The sequence below is a fragment of the Cupriavidus sp. H19C3 genome, from assembly GCF_049393815.1.
In the GTDB taxonomy this organism is placed as follows: Bacteria; Pseudomonadota; Gammaproteobacteria; order Burkholderiales; family Burkholderiaceae; genus Cupriavidus.
Map to the genome: position 1 here is coordinate 2,710,052 of NZ_CP184985.1, position 17,502 is coordinate 2,727,553.

Below are 17,502 nucleotides of genomic sequence, written 5' to 3' on the forward strand. Positions count from 1 at the left end.
GCCGATCAGCGCATCACCGCCTCGGTACACGGATCCTTGCGCGCGATCACGGGCACCAGCACCACCGCATCGAAGCCCCTGGCCACGCGACCGTCGTCCTCGAGATAGCCGACGCTGACGATCTTGCGGGCATCGCCCCCCAACCAGCGCGGCACGCCAAGATCGCGCCGCACATGGCCATTGCCGGCGATCAGGACGGCGCCACGGTCGGCGTAGGGCTTCAGCGTGGCGGCCATCATCGCATCGCGCGCGGCCTGCGCCTTGAGCATGCCGGGCAGCATCATCTTGGGAAAATGACCGCAATGGCCCGCATCGAGCTCGGCGGTCTGCGACGCCACGAGGTCCGCCGGCATCGCCACGTCGAGCCCGAGCGCCCGGGTCTGGCCAGGGCTGAACACGCTGCCGAAACCGCCCCGCACAATGCGGCTGGCATCGCCGCGCGACAGGTTGGCGGCGAGCAGCGGCAGGTCATAGCGCAATGCCAGCGCCACCACCGGCCGATACAACGACCATTGCCAGCCACTGCGCTCGCCCGCCGCCTGCGCAATCAGATAGTCCGGATCGTGCGGACGCTCCTGCCGCGCGCGCTCGATATCGGGCTGCCGTTCGCGGTCGAACTGCTCCATCGCGATAGCGGGACGCCAGCCTGCCTCGACCGCGCGGGTCAGCGCCGCCAGCCGCTGCTGCTGGCCTTCGGCGTTGTCGTGCACTTCGCCGAGCAGCACATACGAGCGGCCGGCAAAGGTCTGGCTCACCGCCTCCGGCGAAGGCGGCGCGCTCGCGCAGCCGCCGAGCGCCAGCGCACACAACAGCAGGGATGACAGGAATAGCCGTGACGTCATGGGTGCGCAGCCTCCGCTCCGGTCTCGGGAACATACACGATCGATCCATCCTTCATGCGGTAGGCCACGCCGGCCTTGACGCCTTCGCCGCTACCTTGCTGTGCGCTGCCCTGGTAGCGCACGATCTTCTGCCCCTGGCGCGTGACGATTTCCATATCGGGCTGGCCGGGGCGCGTGATGACGGTGACATCGTCGTGCGTGAACGGATTCATCGGATTGCGGGCAATCGCCACCAGCAGCGCGGCGATGATCACCAGGAACACGTCGATCAGGTTGACCACCGACAGGATCGGATCGTCGGCCTCGCTTTCGTCCAGGAACTTCATGCGCCGGCGCTCCGTTGCGGCCGTGCGCGGCCCAGCCAGACCAGTTCCTCGGCCAGCCAGCGCCGCCGCACATTGACCACCCAGAACGTGATGCTGGCGGAGATCAGCGCAAGAATCACCGCGGAGAACGCAATGGTCAGGTTCTCGCCGACATTGGCCAGATCGCCGCCGGACAGGCTCCTGAGCGCGGGGCCCATCGGAATCATGGTGGCTACCAGACCGAGCATCGGCGCCACGCGCGTGGCAATGCGCGGACGCTCCAGCAATCGATGCGCGGCGACGTCGAGCGCATCGGCATCGGCTTCCTCGTGCCGCCGGGCCCACGCCACCAGCGCATAACCGCGACCGCTGCCAATCGGATGCCGCGCCCGCAGCCACGCCTGCATGGCAAAGTCGCCAAGCGCCCAGAAGGCATAGACGAACAGGAATCCGATCAACGCCAGGGTCGGGTACAGGAACAGCTGGCCGACCTCGTACATGAGGGTTTCGAGCAGGGTGGGCGTCATGAGACTTCCGATGGCAAGCGACGGGCAAGCCGCAACGATAGCACTGGACCGCGGTCCCCTGAAACCAGGCGTCCACGCGGGACACCTTGCGCAACGCTGGCCTGCGCCTGCTCACTGCTGCGCCAGCGCCGTCTCCTCGCTGTCGGCCAGCGGATTGCCCTCGGCGTCGATCTGCAGCGGGCCGCTGCCCGAGAAGCGGTCGAGGGCCAGGTAGATGACCGGGGTGATGAACAGCGTGATCACCTGCGAGAACAGCAGGCCGCCGACCACCGCGAGGCCGAGCGGCTGGCGCAGTTCGGCACCGGCGCCGAGGCCGAGGGCCAGGGGCAGGGCGCCCATCACGGCGGCAAAGGTGGTCATCATGATCGGGCGGAAGCGCAGCAGGCAAGCCTGGCGAATCGCCGTGGCCGGTGCCATGCCCTGCTCGCGCTGCGCCGCGAGTGCGAAGTCGATCATCATGATGGCGTTCTTCTTGACGATGCCGATCAGCATCAGCACCCCGATGGTCGCGATCAGCGACAGCTCCACCTTGAACAGCGCCAGCGTCAGCAGGGCGCCGATGGCGGCCGACGGCAGGCCGGCGAGAATCGTCAGCGGATGGATGTAGCTCTCGTACAGCACGCCCAGCAGCGTGTAGATGACGGCGATGGCCGCCACCAGCAGCACGATCTGCGTCGCCTGCGACGACTGGAATACCGCGGCATCGCCGCCCCAGCTCGTAAAGATCGACGTGGGCATCTGGATCTCGCGCCGGAAGCGGTCGATCCTTGCCGACGCATCGCCAAGCGCGGCGCCGGGCGCGAGGTTGAACGACACCGTCACCGACGGCAGCTGGCCCTGGTGGTTGACCGCGATCGGACCGACCCGGCGCTCGGTGGTCGCGAACGCCGAGATCGGCACCATCTGGCCGGTCTTGCTACGGACGTAGAGCTTGGAGAACGCGGTTTCGTCGGCGCGGTCGATATCGGCCGCCTGCAGGATGACGTAATAGTTGTCGATCGGCGTATAGATGGTCGACACCTGCCGCTCGCCGAACGCCGTGTACAGCGCCGTGCGCACGTCCTGGATCTGCACGCCGAGCGCGTTGGCCTTGTCGCGGTCGATGGTCAGTTGCGCCTCCAGGCCCGATTGCTGCGAGTCGCTGGTCACGTCGCGGAAGATCGGGTCGGCGCGCATGCGCGCCATCAGCTGGTCCGACGATGCCTGCAGGTCACCGGCCTTCACGCTCTGCAAGGTGTACTGGTAGCGCGATTTGCTCTGGCGTCCGCCCAGCCGCAGATTCTGCACCGGCGAGAAGTACACGGCGAGGCCCGGCACCACGGACACGTCCTTGCGCAGGGACTCCACCACCTGCGGCATGCGCGGCCGCTGGCCGAGCGGCTTGAGTTCCACGAACATGCGGCCTGTGTTGATGGCCGGCGAGTAGCCGCCGCCGATCGACGCCACCACCGATTTCACCGCCGGATTGGCGCGGATCCGCTCGGCGGCATCGCGCAGGCGCTCGGACATGGCGTCGAACGAGATATCCTGCGGGCCTTCGGCATTGACCTGGATCTGGCCGATATCCTCTTCCGGAAAGAAGCCCTTGGGGATGACCACGAACAGCACCGCGGTCAGCACGAAGGTGAGCCCGGCAATCACCAGCACCACGCCGCGGTGCGCCAGACACCAGTCGAGTCCGCCCGCGTACTTGCGCAGCGTCCAGTTGAACAGGTCGTCGAACCATTGCGTGCTGCGCAGGCCGATGGTCCGCTTCTGTGGCGGATGGTGGGGCGCATGATGGGGCGCCGCGCCCGGCGCGCGATCGCCATACGCGTGCTGCGATTCGTCGATCGGCACGTTCTCCGCCGACAGGAAGCGCGCGCACAGCATCGGAATCAGGGTCAGCGAGACCAGCGCCGAGACCAGGATCGCGAGCGACACCACCGCGGCAAACTCATGGAACAGCAGCCCGATCACGCCCGGCATGAAGAAGATCGGGATAAACACCGCCACCAGCGACACCGAGATCGACAGGATGGTGAAACCCATTTCCCGCGAGCCGATCAGCGCCGCCTTGAGCGGCGGCACGCCTTCCTCGATATGGCGCACGATGTTCTCGAGCATCACGATGGCATCGTCCACCACGAGACCCACCGCCAGCGTGATGGCAAGCAGCGACACGTTGTCGAGGCTGTAGCCCATCGCCTTCATCAGCGCCACCGTGCCGATCAGCGAGATCGGCACCGATACGGTCGGGATCAGCGTGGCCGCGGCGCGGCGCAGGAACAGGAAGATCACCATCACCACCAGCGCCACCGTCAGCGCCAGCGTGAACTGCACGTCGTGGATCGACTCGCGGATCGACACCGAGCGGTCGTTGACCACCGCCACATTGACCGAGCCCGGCATCTGCTGCACGAGGCGCGGCAGCGTGGCGCGGATGGCGTCGACCACCGCCACGGTATTGGCATCGGGCTGGCGCAGCACGGTCAGCACGATCGAGCGTTCGTTGTTGAGCCAGCTGCCGGTCTTGATGGTTTCGACGCTGTCCTCGACCTCGGCCACATCGGACAGCCGCACCACCGCACCGCTCGGCTGGCTCGCCACGATGATGTTGCGGAACGCATCGGCGTTGGCGAGCTGGCGGTTGGCCTGGATGGTCAGGGTCTGGCGCGCGCCGTCGAGCGTGCCGACCGGCGTGTTGGCATTGGCGCGGTTGAGCGCGGTCGCCAGTTCGTCGAGCGTGAGGCCACGTGCCGCGAGGGCGTCGGGGTGGGCCCGTACCCGCACGGAGAAGCGCTTCTGGCCCAGCACCTGCACTTGTGCCACGCCCGGTAGCGTGGCGAGCGTCGGCGAGATCAGGTTGTCGCCAAAGGCATTGAGTTCGGCCAGGCTCATGGCCGGCGAATTGATCGCCAGCAGGATGACCGGCGCGTCCGCCGGGTTCACCTTGCGGTACGACGGCGGCGTCGTCATCTCGATCGGCAGCGTGCGCTGCGCGCGGAACAGTGCGGCCTGCACGTCCACCGCCGCGGCATCGATATCGCGGTCGCTGTTGAATTCGATCGTGACGCTGGTATTGCCGAGCGTGTTGGACGAACTGATGACCGTGACACCCGGAATGGTGGCGAACTGCTTCTCGAGCTGGATCGCCACCGACGCCGCCATGGTCTCGGGACTGGCGCCTGGCAGCGTCGCCGTGACCTGGATCACCGGAGAATTGAAGCTGGGCAGCGCGGCAATCGGGATGGTCGGATACAGCACGATGCCGGTGACCACCACGGCCAGGCACAGCAGCACCGTCATGACGGGCCGGCGGATACAGAGCTCGGACAGCGTCATGACGTCAGTGTCCGCCGCTGGTCGCGCCGGTGGTCGCGCCGGTGGCGCTGGCAGCGGACGCCGCCGATCCGAGCGCCTTGCCCTCGCGCACGTGGCTGCCCGGGCGCAGGTTCTGCGTGCCCTCCGTCACCACGCGTGTTCCCGCCGTGATGCCGCCGGGGGCAATACCGGCTGCGGTGCCGTTGCCGGCCCCCGTCGTGCCGGCGGCGGCACCAGCGGGCGGCATGCCCTCGATGATCGCGGCGGCCGCGGTGGTGGCGATCACCTTCACCGGCACGCGCGCAACCGTATGATCCGGCTGCACGGCATAGACGAAGCGGCCCTCGGGACCGGTGACCACGGCCTGCGGCGGTACCGTCAGCGCACCCTTGAGGGTCTGCACGATCGCGTTCACGTTGGCATACGTACCGGGCCAGAGCCGCTGCGCGTCATTGTCGAACTGCGCCTTGATGCGGATGCTGCCGTATTGCGGATCGACGGTGTTGTCGACAAAGGTGATCTTGCCCGTCACGGGCGTCCTGCTGCCGTCGTTGGGCAGCGCGGTCACCTTGACCGGGCCGCTGCGCAGGGCGTCGCGCAAGGCCGCCAGCTGGCGTTCGGGCAAGGTGAAGGTGACGGCGATCGGCGAAATCTGCGCCACCGTGACCATTGGGGTGACGGTGCTCGGCGTGACCAGCGAGCCGGGAAAGACGTTGATGACACCGGTGCGGCCGCCGATGGTGGCCCGGATGGCGCCATAGCTGATGGCCACGCGGCTCGCCTCGATGGCGGCCTGGTCGGCGCGAATGGTGGCCTCGAAGCCATCGACCTTGGCCTGGGCGGTATCGACCGCGCTCTTGGAAATGAAGTTGCGCTGCAGCAGTTCCTGGCTGCGCGAGAGGGTCCGGCGCGCATCGGCGAGGTCGGCCTGATCGCGCAGCAACTGGGCGCGGGCACGCGCCATGTTGGCCTCGTCCATGCGCGTATCGAGCGTGAACAGCAGGTCGCCGGGCTTGACGGTCTGGCCTTCCTTGATATGCACGGCCTGCACCGTGCTCGAGATCTGCGGGCGCACTTCGACGGTCTGCAGCGCGGTCACGTTGCCGTTGGCGGTGACTTCGAGCGGCACGTCGCCTTGCTGGACCAGCGCGGTGGCCACCACTACCGCGGACGGGCCCTTGGGCGCGGGCTTCGGCGTGAACCAGGCCTTCCAGCCGAACCAGCCGGCGCCGGCCACCACCAGTACCACGACTACCGCAACCCACGGAGAAGTACGGCCACGCCCGGTGCCGGCGGCCGCGCTCCAGTTGCCATCGACAAACCCCTTGGGCTGGTCGATCCCGTCTGTTTTCATGTGAGGACCCTTCTGTACTGCAAACGTCAACGCCGCTCCCTGGCGCCGGCCTCTACGTGGGCCAGTTCCTGTGCAACAGCCTGGTATCGAACCTGTATAAGTACAGCGCTGCGCCGTTTCAGGCTAGCGCCTTGTATTACAGAGCGTTACAGCACCGGGGGGCGTGAATGTCGTGCCGGGGGAGGAAGGGGCACCGCACCGCTTGTATCAGAGTGCAAACATTATCAGAAAAGCACGCGCCGGCCATCCCTGCGACGGTGGTTGATGCTTTCGACCGACACTTCGCGCGGCCCCGGGATGACGGCGATGACGTCGCCGGCCTGGATTTCGCCGCGTTGCAGGACCCGCAGGTAGACGCCGGAGTAACCGCTGTGGGCCATGTCGCGGACGGCGTGCCCGTAGCCCATGACGGCGTTGAACTTGTAGCAGGGGCGGCGCGGCGAGGCGATCTCGAACAGGACATTGCCGATGCGCAGCTGGTCTCCCACCCATAGCGCGGTCTCCAGCAGCCCCTGCACGGTCAGGTTCTCGCCCATCGCCCCAAAGCCGAGCGGACGCGCGGATTCGGGCAGGCCGGCGGCGCGGCGGCGCGCGTTCCACCAGGCATAGTGTTCGACGGGGTAGGCGTACACCGCCTTGTCGATGCCGCCATGCACGCTGCGGTCGGCCTGCTCGTCGCCGGCCAGGCCGAGCGCGTGCACCTGCACCGCAATCGGGTGCAACAGCGTGCTGAAGGGATGCTTGCGGATGGCCGACGGCACGATGGCCTCGGCCCCGGCGCCCGCCACCACGAGCGGCATGGCCGTGCCCACGCTGATGGCGAGAACCCGTGCGGAATCGGTCATCGTGGCGCTCCTGTCTGCGGCCCTTGAAGGATGCCCCAGTGTACCGACCGACTGCCGTGTTTGAATGTGGGCGAACCCACGTGCGGACGCCATGCGGACCGGTCGGCCGCGCAGAGGGCAGAGGGCAGAGGGCAGAGCGCGGAGCCGGGTCCGGCTCCGGGGCCGCCGGCGCCCCTCAGCGCGACAGCGCCGGCGTCAGGGCCTTCGGGTTGGCGATGCTGTCGTGCTTGCCGGCCAGCACGTCGAGGATGTTCTGGAACGCCGTACGGAAGTAGAGCTCGTAGCTGTCGCGCTCCACATAGCCCAGGTGCGGCGTGCAGATGCAGTTTTCCATGCGCAGCAGCGCATGGCCCTGCAGGATCGGCTCCGACTCGAACACGTCGACCGCCGCCATGCCGGGACGGCCGCGATTGAGCGCCGCGACCAGCGCGCTTTCCTCGATCAGCTCGGCGCGACTCGTATTGACGAACAGTGCGGTCGGCTTCATGCGCTGCAGGTCCGCCAGCTTGACGATGCCACGCGTCTCGTCGTTGAGACGCAGATGGATGGTCAGCACGTCGCTCTCGGCAAACAGCTGGTCGGCGCACTCGGCCACATTGAGATTGTCGGCGCGGGCCGCGGCTTGCGAGGCCTCGCGGCCCCACACCAGCACGTTCATGCCGAACGCGCGGCCATAGCCGGCCAGCAGCTTGCCGATCTTGCCGTAGCCCCAGATGCCGAGGGTCTGGCCGCGCAGCACCTGGCCCAGGCCGAAGTTCGGCGGCATGGTCGTCGACTTCAGTCCCGACTGCTGCCACGCGCCATGCTTGAGGCTGGCCACGTACTGCGGAATGCGGCGCTGGGCCGCCATGATCAGCGCCCATGTCAGCTCGGCCGGCGCCACCGGCGAACCCACACCCTCGAGCACCACCACGCCGCGGTCGGTACACGCCTCGAGGTCGATATGGCTGCCGGCGCGCCCGGTCTGGCTGATGATCTTGAGGCGCGGCAGCTTTTCCAGCAACTGGCGCGTCACGCGGGTGCGTTCGCGGATCAGGACCAGTGCCTCCACATCGGACAGGCGCGCGGCCAGCTGGCCCACACCCTTGACGGTGTTGTTGAAGACCTTCACATCGTGGCCTTCGAGCAGTGCGAAGCAAGGCAGCTTGCGCACGGCGTCCTGGTAATCGTCGAGAACGGCAATCTTCATCGGTGACTCTGACTTCGGCAAAGCTTGGTGCGCGCGGCAACAGAGCCGCGGCGCGCCCGCCAGTATGGTTGCTTGCAATGGCGCGGCGCCGCCTGCCGACACCGCGTCGCGGCCACGCGCCACGACAATCCCCACCACCGGAAAATTGCCATGAAGTGCCCGCCGACGCGCGCCCGACAATGCTGCGCAGCAAAAAACAGCCGGGTGCCGCAGTGGTATCCTTGCCCGCTCCTGCTGACTCGCAACCGGTTGGTTGAGCGACGCTCCCACCGCATTTCGCGGCATGTGACCATCATTGGACCCTGTTGCGAGCCGCCGGACAAAGCCCGACCGGCCCCTGCCGCCCGCCATTTGGCGGGCGAAGCGCAACTTTATCGCAGCCGCAGGGACCGCCGCGACTTTTTGCGCGGAATTGGTCGTCCTGGAGTTGTAACGGGATGTGACGGTCGCGGTGCGTGTGCGTCATGCCGAACACTGGCTCACGAGGCTGGTCACGCGGCGCCCGAGCGCCCGCACTGTCTTGCTGGTTTCCCCGTTTCCGCCCTCGATGCGCGCGGTCGGCGCTTTGCCTGATTTTCTTTACCGCTATGGAGTACAAGAATGAACCACCCCACCATGCAAGGCACACCGGCACTCAACGTACCGGCCTGGGTCAAGCACCAGAAGCTCGTTGCCTGGGTTGCCGAGATCGCCGCGCTGACCAAGCCTGACCAGATCTACTGGTGCGATGGCTCGCAGGAAGAGTACGACCGCCTCTGCGACCAGATGGTGGCTGCCGGCACGATGCAGCGCCTGAATCCCGCCAAGCGCAAGAACTCGTTCCTGGCGCTGTCCGATCCGTCGGACGTGGCGCGCGTGGAAGACCGTACCTTCATCTGCACCGAAAACAAGGAAGACGCCGGCCCCACCAACAACTGGACCGCGCCGGCCGAGATGCGCCAGACCCTGGCGGGCCTCTTCGACGGCTGCATGCGCGGCCGCACGCTCTACGTGGTGCCGTTCTCGATGGGCCCGCTGGGCTCGCCCATTGCCCATATCGGCGTGGAACTGTCGGACTCGCCGTACGTGGCCGTGAACATGCGCATCATGACCCGCATGGGCCGCGCCGTGTACGACGTGCTCGGCGACAACGGCGAGTTCGTGCCGTGCGTGCACACCGTCGGCAAGCCGCTGGGCGCTGGCGAGAAGGACGTGCCGTGGCCGTGCAACCCGACCAAGTACATCGTGCACTTCCCCGAGTCGCGCGAAATCTGGTCGTTCGGCTCCGGCTACGGCGGCAACGCGCTGCTGGGCAAGAAATGCTTTGCGCTGCGGATCGCCTCGACCATGGGCCGCGACGAAGGCTGGCTGGCCGAGCACATGCTGATCCTCGGCGTGACCTCGCCGGAAGGCAGGAAGTACCACGTCGCGGCGGCGTTCCCGTCGGCCTGCGGCAAGACCAACTTCGCCATGCTGATTCCGCCCAAGGGCTTCGAAGGCTGGAAGGTCACCACCATCGGCGACGACATCGCCTGGATCAAGCCCGGCAAGGATGGCCGTCTCTACGCGATCAACCCGGAAGCCGGCTACTTTGGCGTGGCCCCCGGCACGAGCGAGAAGACCAACTACAACGCGATGGCCACGCTCAAGGAAAACGTCATCTTCACCAACGTGGCGCTGACCGATGACGGCGACGTGTGGTGGGAAGGCATGACCAAGGAAGCGCCGGCGCACTTGATCGACTGGCAGGGCAAGGACTGGACGCCCGAGATCGCCAGGCAGACCGGGGCCAAGGCCGCGCATCCCAACGCCCGCTTCACCGCGCCGGCGTCGCAATGCCCGTCGATCGACGAGAACTGGGACAACCCGGCAGGCGTGCCGATCGATGCATTCATCTTCGGCGGCCGCCGCTCCACCACGGTGCCGCTGGTGACCGAGGCCCGCAACTGGACCGAAGGCGTCTACATGGCCGCCACCATGGGCTCCGAGACCACCGCCGCCGCGGCAGGCCAGCAGGGCGTGGTGCGCCGCGATCCGTTCGCGATGCTGCCGTTCTGCGGCTACAACATGGGCGATTACTTCGGCCACTGGCTCGCGCTCGGCAAGAAGCTGGAAGCCAGCGGCGCCAGGCTGCCGAAGTTCTACTGCGTGAACTGGTTCCGCAAGGACGACGCCGGCAACTTCGTGTGGCCTGGCTTCGGCGAGAACATGCGCGTGCTGTCGTGGATGATCGACCGCGTGGAAGGCAAGGGGCAGGGCACCGAGCACGTGTTCGGCACCTCGCCGCGCTATGGCGACCTGAACTGGAACGGCCTGGACTTCTCCGCCAAGCAGTTCGAGCAGGTGACCTCGATCGACGCCGACGCGTGGAAGCGCGAACTGGCACTGCATGAGGAGCTGTTCACGCAACTCAATCACCGCATGCCGAAGGATCTGGCCGAAGCCAAGGCCGCGCTGGAAAAGCGCCTGGCCTGAGCTGCCGCGCCAGCGAGGGCCCCGCGCGGGCCCTGACGCGCCGAGCGCTCTCAGCGCGCCCGGCGCCATGACACAGCCCCTGCCGTCCGCGGCCGGGGCTGTGTCATGTTCAGCGGTACAACACCTGCGGCAGCCACAAGCCGATACCCGGAAAGATATACAGCAGCGCCAGCGCGATCAGCTGGATCGCCATGAATGGCAGCATGCCCGCGAAGATCTGGTTGAGCGTGACGTGCGGCGGTGCCACGCCCTTGAGGTAGAACGCCGCCATCGCCACCGGCGGCGAGAGGAAGGCGGTCTGCAGGTTGAGCGCGACCAGCAATCCGAAGAACAGCGGATCGATGCCGAAGTTGTCGAGCAGCGGAATGAAGATCGGCATGAAGATGATGATGATCTCGGTCCATTCCAGCGGCCAGCCCAGCAGGAAGATGATGACCTGCGCCAGGATCATGAATTGCACCGGGCTCAGATCCAGCGACAGCACCCACTGCTCGACCAGCGCCTGCCCGCCGAGCAGCGCGAACGCGGCCGAGAAGATCGACGACCCCACGAACAGCCAGCACACCATCGCGCTGGTCTTGACCGTGAGAAACACCGACTCGCGCACCACGTTGTAGTTGAGCTGGCCATAAGCGGCCGCCAGCAGCGCGCCGCCCAGCGAGCCGACCGCGGCGGCCTCCGTCGGCGTGGCCAGGCCGAACACGATCGAGCCGAGCACCGCGAGGATCATCACCGCGAGCGGGAAGAACGAACTGAGCAGCAGCTTGAAGATCTCCAGCCGCGCGAAATTGAAGAACCAGTAGAAGATGGCAAGACCGGCCGCCACTACCGCCAGCGTGATCCAGAACCAGGTCGGGGCCGGCGTGGCCGGGGCGGCATCCGCGGCGTCGGGTACCTGCATGGCGGGCGCCACGTCCTGTGGCGCGGCGGGCCTGGGCGTCAGCGCCGGGGCGGGCGTACCCGCTTCGGCGGGCGGTGCCTGCAGGTCGTCGTAGGTGGCGGCTTCGCCGGCACCGCCCAGCACGCCCATCTCGACCAGCCCGGCCGTGCTCTCCACCGGCTTGGGCGCGGTCACGGCGGCGTACATCAGGCTCATCGCCACTGCCACCACGAAGGCGGGCATCAGCACCACGCTGAGCTGGCGCATCAGGTAGCGCGTCGGGACCTGCGCGTTGCGACGGCCCTTGAGCGCCATCAGCAGCGCGGGCAGCGCGCGCTGGCTGAAGTTGTCGCGCAGCGTGGTGGCAAAGCCCGACAGCGGGATCTGCCGCTCCGCCTGCGACAGCGGCGGCGCCAGCGACGGCTTGAGCTTGGCGATGAGGATCGCGTACAGGATGTAGAGGCCGGCCAGCATCAGGCCCGGAAAGAACGCGCCCGCATAGAGCTGCACCACCGACACGCCCGCGGTCGCGCCGTAGACGATCAACAGCACCGACGGCGGAATCAGGATGCCGAGGCAGCCGCCCGCCGTCACTGCGCCGGCCGACAGTTGTGTGCCGTACCCCGCGCGCAGCATCGCGGGCAACGCGAGCAGGCCCATCAGCGTGACCACCGCGCCGACGATACCGGTCGCGGTGGCAAACACCGCGCAGGTAATCAGTGTCGCCACGGCGAGCGAACCCGGTAGCCACGCGAGGGCCAGATGCAGGCTGCGGAACAGCTTCTCGATCAGGTTGGCGCGCTCGACCAGATAGCCCATGAAGACGAACAGCGGGATCGAGATCAGCACGTCGTTGGTCATGACCGCGTACGCGCGCTGCACCATCAGGTCGAGCGTCTGCTCGACCGCGATCTCCGGGTTGGCATGACGATAGGCCAGCCAGGCAAACAGCACACCCATGCCCATCAGCGTGAACGCGGTGGGAAAGCCAAGCATGATCGCGACCACGATCAGCGCCAGCATCAGCAGCCCGAGATGGCCGTTGGTCCACATCGACGGCGCCGGCATGAACCAGAACACGCCGCCGACGATCAGCACGATCAGCGAGATGCCGAACCACAGTTCCTTTCTCATCGCGCGGTGGTCTCCACGTTGGACGCCGTCTTGCCGGTGGCCGTCGCGCCCGGCACCGCGGGCATGTCCGCAGCATCGGGGGCCCGGGTCAGGATGTCTTCCTTGCCGACCATCTGCTTGAGCTTGTCGACATCCACTTCCTCCACATCCTCGGCCCGCCGCGGCCACTGCCCCTGCCCGAGGCAGAGCACGCAGCGCGCGACTTCCGCCACGCCCTGCAGCAGCAGCAACGCGCCGGCCACCGGAATCACGGCCTTGAACGGATAGATTGGCGGACCGTCGGCGGCGATCGACGAGTGCTCGTTCTGCGCCAGCGAGACCTCGAAGAAGTCGATGCCGGCCCAGGCCAGCGCAATCACGCCGGGGAAGAAGAACACCAGATACAGCACAAGGTCGATGCCGGCCTGCGCGCGCGGCGACAGAAAGCCATACAGGATGTCACCGCGCACATGGCCTCGCTTGGCCAGCGTGTACGCGCCGCCCAGCATGAACAGCGTGCCATACAGCATGTTGCTGACATCGAACACCCAGGCATGCGGTGCGCCCAGCACGTAGCGCGAGAACACCTCGTAGCTGATCAGCAGCGTCAAGCCGATGATCAGCCACGAGGCCGCCTGTCCGACGAAGGTGCTGACCGCGTCGATTCCCAGCAGCAGCTTTTGCACGATGGCCGCCCCCGCAACGTCAGGACCGCTTGCCCGAGAAGTAATACGCCGAGGCCATCCGGTAGTCGACGTTGGTGTCGTTCTGCCAGCGCGTGGAACGCTGGGCGAACGCCTTCATCGAGTCGTTGACCTTCTTGAACATCGGGTTCTCTTTTTCCTTGCGCGCGACGATCTCGTCCCAGACCTTCAGCTGCGCCTGCAGTACCGAGTTCGGCGTGGCGTAGAACTTCACGCCTTGCTCTTGCAGGGCCTGGTAGTCCTTGGCATAGCGGTCGATCGCCTTCATCGACATCTCGGCCGAGCCTGCCTCCACGGCGTTGGCGATCACCGCGCGCAGCTTGGGCGAGAGCGCGTCGTAGCGCTTCTTGTTGAACAGGATTTCGAACTGTTCCGAGCACTGGTGGAAGCTGCGCAGCATGCAGACCTTGGACACATCGGGAAAACCGAGCGCGCGGTCGGAGCTGGCATTGTTGAATTCCGCCGCATCGAGCAGGCCGCGATCCATCGCCGGTACGATCTCGGCACCGGGCAACGCATTCACGGCGGCACCAAGGCCGGTGAAGATGTCGATCGAGAGGCCGACGGTGCGGAACTTGAGGCCCTTGAAGTCGTCCGGCTTGGTGATCGGCTTCTTGAACCAGCCCAGCGGCTGCGTCGGCATGGGGCCATAGAGGAACGACACCACGTCGAGGTTGAGGCTGCGATAGATCTCTTCGCGCAACTGGCCGCCGCCGCCGTACTTGTCCCACGCCAGCACCATGTTCGGGTCCATGCCCCAGGCCGGCCCCGAGCCCCATAGCGCGAGCGCGGAGTTCTTGCCGTACCAGTAGGCGATCACGCCGTGACCGCCATCGAGGGTACCCTTGCTGACCGCGTCGATCAGGTCGAAGGCCTTGACCACCGCCCCTGCGGGCAACAGCTCGATCTTGAGATCGCCGCCGGACATGTCGTTGACCTTCTTGACGAAGTCGCCGGCAAACTCATGAAAGATGTCCTTGGTCGGCCATGTGCTTTGCCAGCGCATGGTCACCGGCCCTTGTGCCTTCACGATGGACGGAAAGCCCATCGCGGCCGAACCCGCGGCGGCCGCCGCGGCGCCGCCCAGAAACCCTCGTCGCGAGACCTGGGTCCCGCTTTTGCCGTCCGCGCCCTGCGTTGCCGCATTGCCCTGTTTCCCGCTGTCGCCCCTGCGCCTTGCTGCCATGACGGTCTCCCCTTGTCTGTTGGACCACGACGAAAATGCCCGGCCGCCGCCGCGCCGCGCATGGACGAGCCAGCGCCGCGGAGTGGCGTATCAACAATGGAACGGAAAAATGGATCAGCGCGGAGCCATGTGCGCGTCGTTTCCTCGGCGACGCGTGGAGACAATCCAGACAATCTCCGGGCTCTCAGTTGTATAGATCTTAGGAAGCGGAGATCACGTCAACAATGTAGGGATTACGCTTATGAGCGTGCTGTAGACCTCGTTGGCGCTCAGGTTGGTGCTCTGTGTGGCGCTCAGGTTGGCGCTCGGTGTGGCCTTCGGTGTGGCCTTCGGTGTGGCCTTCACGTTGGCGACCATGCGCGGCCGGCACGCCTCAAGCCGGCCCGGCTTCGCCCTCGACGCCCAGTTGCTGCACCGCGTACTTGACGAGGCCCGCGCGGCCTTCGATGCCGAGCTTGCGCTTGAGGTTGAGCCGGTGCGTTTCCACAGTGCGCACGGAAACGCCGAGCTGCGCGGCGATTTCCTTGTTGGCCAGACCGCGGCCGATGCCATGCAGGATGTCGCGTTCGCGCGGCGTCAGCGCATCGAGCGGACTCTCGGATTGGGCCGCCATCGCCCGCGCGATACGCGTGCTGTAGAACACGCGGCCCGCCAGCACCGCCTGGATCGCGGCCAGCAGTTCGTCGGCCGGCGCGTCCTTGAGCACGTATCCGCGCGCGCCCGCGCGCACGGCCTGGCGCACGTATTCCAGATTGTCGTGCATCGACACGATCAGCACGGCGAGTTCCGGATACGCGTCGTGCAGCGCACCGGCGAGCGCAATGCCGCCCATGCCGCGCATGCCGATATCGGTGATGACGAGGTCGGGCCGCTGCGCCGCGTCGGCGCGCGCAAGCCACGCCAGCGCGGCCTCGCCATCGTCGGCTTCGCCCACCACCGCGAGCCCCGGCTGCAGGCTCAGGTGCATGCGCATGCCATCGCGTACGAGCGCGTGATCGTCGATCAGCAGTACGCGGGCGGGCGCCGCGGTATCGGGCGGGATGTCGGGCGGGATATCGGGCAGGAAACTCATGACGGGGCGATATCGGAAGAATCGGGGGAGCGTGTCGTGGCGCCGGACGGTGCGGCCCGGCCGGCGGCGGGCGCGGTCGTGCCGGCAACCGACTGGTGGTCGGCCGCGGCAGCGGGCGGCGGAGCCGAGGTCCGCGCCAGCGGCAGCGACGCGACCAGTCGCGTGCCGCCCGCGCCCGAGAAAATATCGAACTGGCCGCCGAGCGCCGCCATGCGCTCGCGCAGGTTGCGCAGGCCGATGCCGCGGTCCGGGTCCACCTGCATGCGCGCGACGTCGAAGCCGACTCCATCGTCGCGCACCGTCAACCGCGTGGCCTGCTCGGCAAAGTCGAGCGTCACGCCGACCTTGCGCGCGCGCGCATGCCGCCCGACATTGGTCAGCGCTTCCTGCGCGATGCGGAATAACGCGGTGGCCTGTTCATCGGGCAGCTCGCGCGGATGGCCGGCCTGCGCCACCTCGACCTGCAGCGTGCTGCCGTCCTGCATCTCGCGCGCGAGGTGCTGCAGCGCCGCGTACAGCCCGAGGTCGTCGAGCAGCGCGGGACGCAGGTTGCGCGCCACGCGCCGCACTTCGTTGAACACGGTATCGAGGCGGTTCAGCGCCATGCCCAGCACCGGCATCACCGAGGCGGCCTCCGTCGGCGCCAGGCGCAGCCGGTTGGTGGCGGTCTCGAGCACGAGTTTGACCGACACCAGCAGCTGGCTGACGCCGTCGTGCAGTTCGCGCGACAGTCGCGCACGCTCCTCTTCCTGCGACTGCACCACGCGCTGCGCAAGCTGGCGCAGCTTGGCATCGGCCTCGCGATGCTCGCTGATATTGAGCGCGAGCCCGCTCGCCGCCACCAGCAGGATGCTGATGGCGGCGATGGCGCCGATCCATCCCATGGTCTCGCGGATATCGATCGCGGCACGGGCATCGAGCCGGCGCAGCGTCTCTTCCACATCGTCGAGATAAATGCCGGTGCCGACCATCCAGTTCCACTCGGGGATCGACACCACGTAGCCAAGCTTGGGCGCCACCTGCTGCGACGACGGCTTTTTCCACAGATACCGCACCGAGCCGCCGCCATCGCGTGCGGCCTGGATCAGTTTCTGGATGGTCAGTGCGCCCTGCGGATCGCGCATCAGCCACAGGTCCTGCCCGACCAGCTCCGGCTGGCGCGGGTGCATGAGGTTGCGGCCCTGCATGTCGTACAGGAAGAAGTAGCCGTCGGGACCGTAGTCGAGCCGCGCCAGCGCCTCCATGGCGGCCGCGCGCGTGGCGGCGTCGTTGTGACCCGAGCGCACCATCGGTGCAATGGCGCTCTGCGCCAGTTCCACGTAGTGGCGCAGCTCCATCTCCTTGCTCTGGAGATACGCAGCCTCGACCAGCGTGCGTTCATGCCGCGCGAGTTCGGTGGCCTGGTAACGCACGGCCAGCGCGATGCCGAACATGGCCACGGCGAGCGGCGCAACGGCGAGCAACAGGATCTTCTGACGGAGCTTCATTTGAACCGGGGGTAAACACCGATGCCCGCAAGGCCGCGTCCTGCCGTGGTTCTGCGTAGTTCTACGCAGGACGGTTGCGTAGTTATGCGCTTGTGAGGGTTCGGGTGGGTGTCAATACTACACGCCGGAATGCCAACCCGCGCGCGCAACCTGCATCGTTGCCGGCGTCCGCGCGCGGTGAGCAGCCCATGCAGTCATCGCACCGCGCGGCGCAAGCCCGCGATGCCTCGCCTGCCTGCGA

Annotated in this window: 13 protein-coding genes; 1 reads left to right on the top strand and 12 read right to left on the bottom strand. The window is 67.1% G+C overall.

Annotated features, from left to right (window positions below; all coding sequences use genetic code 11):
* Positions 1-5 precede the first annotated feature (5 nt).
* The 7 genes from DFLDMN_RS12570 to DFLDMN_RS12600 all read right to left on the bottom strand — a co-directional run bounded on the left by DFLDMN_RS12570 (position 6) and on the right by DFLDMN_RS12600 (position 8,365).
* Positions 6-842 carry a ChaN family lipoprotein gene (locus tag DFLDMN_RS12570; RefSeq protein WP_423195283.1) on the bottom strand — a complete coding sequence of 279 codons (837 nt, stop codon included), beginning with the start codon at positions 840-842 and terminating at the stop codon, positions 6-8.
* Positions 839-1,168: a DUF2149 domain-containing protein gene (locus tag DFLDMN_RS12575; protein ID WP_423195284.1), complete on the bottom strand. Its 330-nt coding sequence runs from the start codon at positions 1,166-1,168 to the stop codon at positions 839-841. Before DFLDMN_RS12575 ends, DFLDMN_RS12570 begins: the two co-directional genes overlap by 4 nt.
* Positions 1,165-1,674: a MotA/TolQ/ExbB proton channel family protein gene (locus DFLDMN_RS12580; protein ID WP_423195285.1), complete on the bottom strand. Its 510-nt coding sequence runs from the start codon at positions 1,672-1,674 to the stop codon at positions 1,165-1,167. Before DFLDMN_RS12580 ends, DFLDMN_RS12575 begins: the two co-directional genes overlap by 4 nt.
* Positions 1,675-1,785: 111 nt before the next feature.
* On the bottom strand, positions 1,786-4,998 hold the full coding sequence (locus tag DFLDMN_RS12585; RefSeq protein WP_423195286.1) for an efflux RND transporter permease subunit: 3,213 nt from the start codon (positions 4,996-4,998) through the stop codon (positions 1,786-1,788).
* A 4-nt stretch (positions 4,999-5,002) separates the two neighbouring features.
* On the bottom strand, positions 5,003-6,331 hold the full coding sequence (locus tag DFLDMN_RS12590; protein ID WP_423195287.1) for an efflux RND transporter periplasmic adaptor subunit: 1,329 nt from the start codon (positions 6,329-6,331) through the stop codon (positions 5,003-5,005).
* Positions 6,332-6,555: 224 nt separating this feature from the next.
* Positions 6,556-7,176 (bottom strand): MOSC domain-containing protein, encoded by a 621-nt coding sequence (locus tag DFLDMN_RS12595; RefSeq protein WP_423195288.1) that lies wholly within the window; start codon positions 7,174-7,176, stop codon positions 6,556-6,558.
* A 175-nt stretch (positions 7,177-7,351) separates the two neighbouring features.
* Complete coding sequence (locus DFLDMN_RS12600; RefSeq protein WP_423195289.1) at positions 7,352-8,365, bottom strand: D-2-hydroxyacid dehydrogenase family protein; 1,014 nt, start codon at positions 8,363-8,365, stop codon at positions 7,352-7,354.
* Positions 8,366-8,965: 600 nt separating this feature from the next.
* On the opposite strand from DFLDMN_RS12600, the gene DFLDMN_RS12605 reads away from it, so the two are divergent.
* The gene (locus DFLDMN_RS12605; protein ID WP_423195290.1) at positions 8,966-10,819 is read left to right on the top strand and encodes a phosphoenolpyruvate carboxykinase (GTP); all 1,854 of its coding nucleotides are present in this window, start codon (positions 8,966-8,968) and stop codon (positions 10,817-10,819) included.
* Between the two features lie 109 nt (positions 10,820-10,928).
* Here the strand turns inward: DFLDMN_RS12605 and DFLDMN_RS12610 are convergent, their stop codons facing one another.
* The 5 genes from DFLDMN_RS12610 to DFLDMN_RS12630 form a co-directional block, all read right to left on the bottom strand.
* Entirely contained in the window at positions 10,929-12,833 is a 1,905-nt protein-coding gene (locus tag DFLDMN_RS12610) for a TRAP transporter large permease (RefSeq protein WP_423195291.1), read from the bottom strand.
* Positions 12,830-13,498, bottom strand: a complete 669-nt coding sequence (locus tag DFLDMN_RS12615; protein ID WP_423195292.1) for a TRAP transporter small permease subunit — start codon at positions 13,496-13,498, stop codon at positions 12,830-12,832. Before DFLDMN_RS12615 ends, DFLDMN_RS12610 begins: the two co-directional genes overlap by 4 nt.
* Positions 13,499-13,517: 19 nt before the next feature.
* Positions 13,518-14,702: a TRAP transporter substrate-binding protein gene (locus DFLDMN_RS12620; RefSeq protein ID WP_423195293.1), complete on the bottom strand. Its 1,185-nt coding sequence runs from the start codon at positions 14,700-14,702 to the stop codon at positions 13,518-13,520.
* A 373-nt stretch (positions 14,703-15,075) separates the two neighbouring features.
* Positions 15,076-15,774 carry a response regulator gene (locus DFLDMN_RS12625; protein WP_423195294.1) on the bottom strand — a complete coding sequence of 233 codons (699 nt, stop codon included), beginning with the start codon at positions 15,772-15,774 and terminating at the stop codon, positions 15,076-15,078.
* A complete protein-coding gene (locus DFLDMN_RS12630; RefSeq protein ID WP_423195295.1) occupies positions 15,771-17,261 on the bottom strand; it encodes a cache domain-containing protein in 1,491 nt (496 codons plus the stop codon). The genes DFLDMN_RS12625 and DFLDMN_RS12630 overlap by 4 nt, the downstream gene beginning before the upstream one ends.
* Positions 17,262-17,502 lie beyond the last annotated feature (241 nt).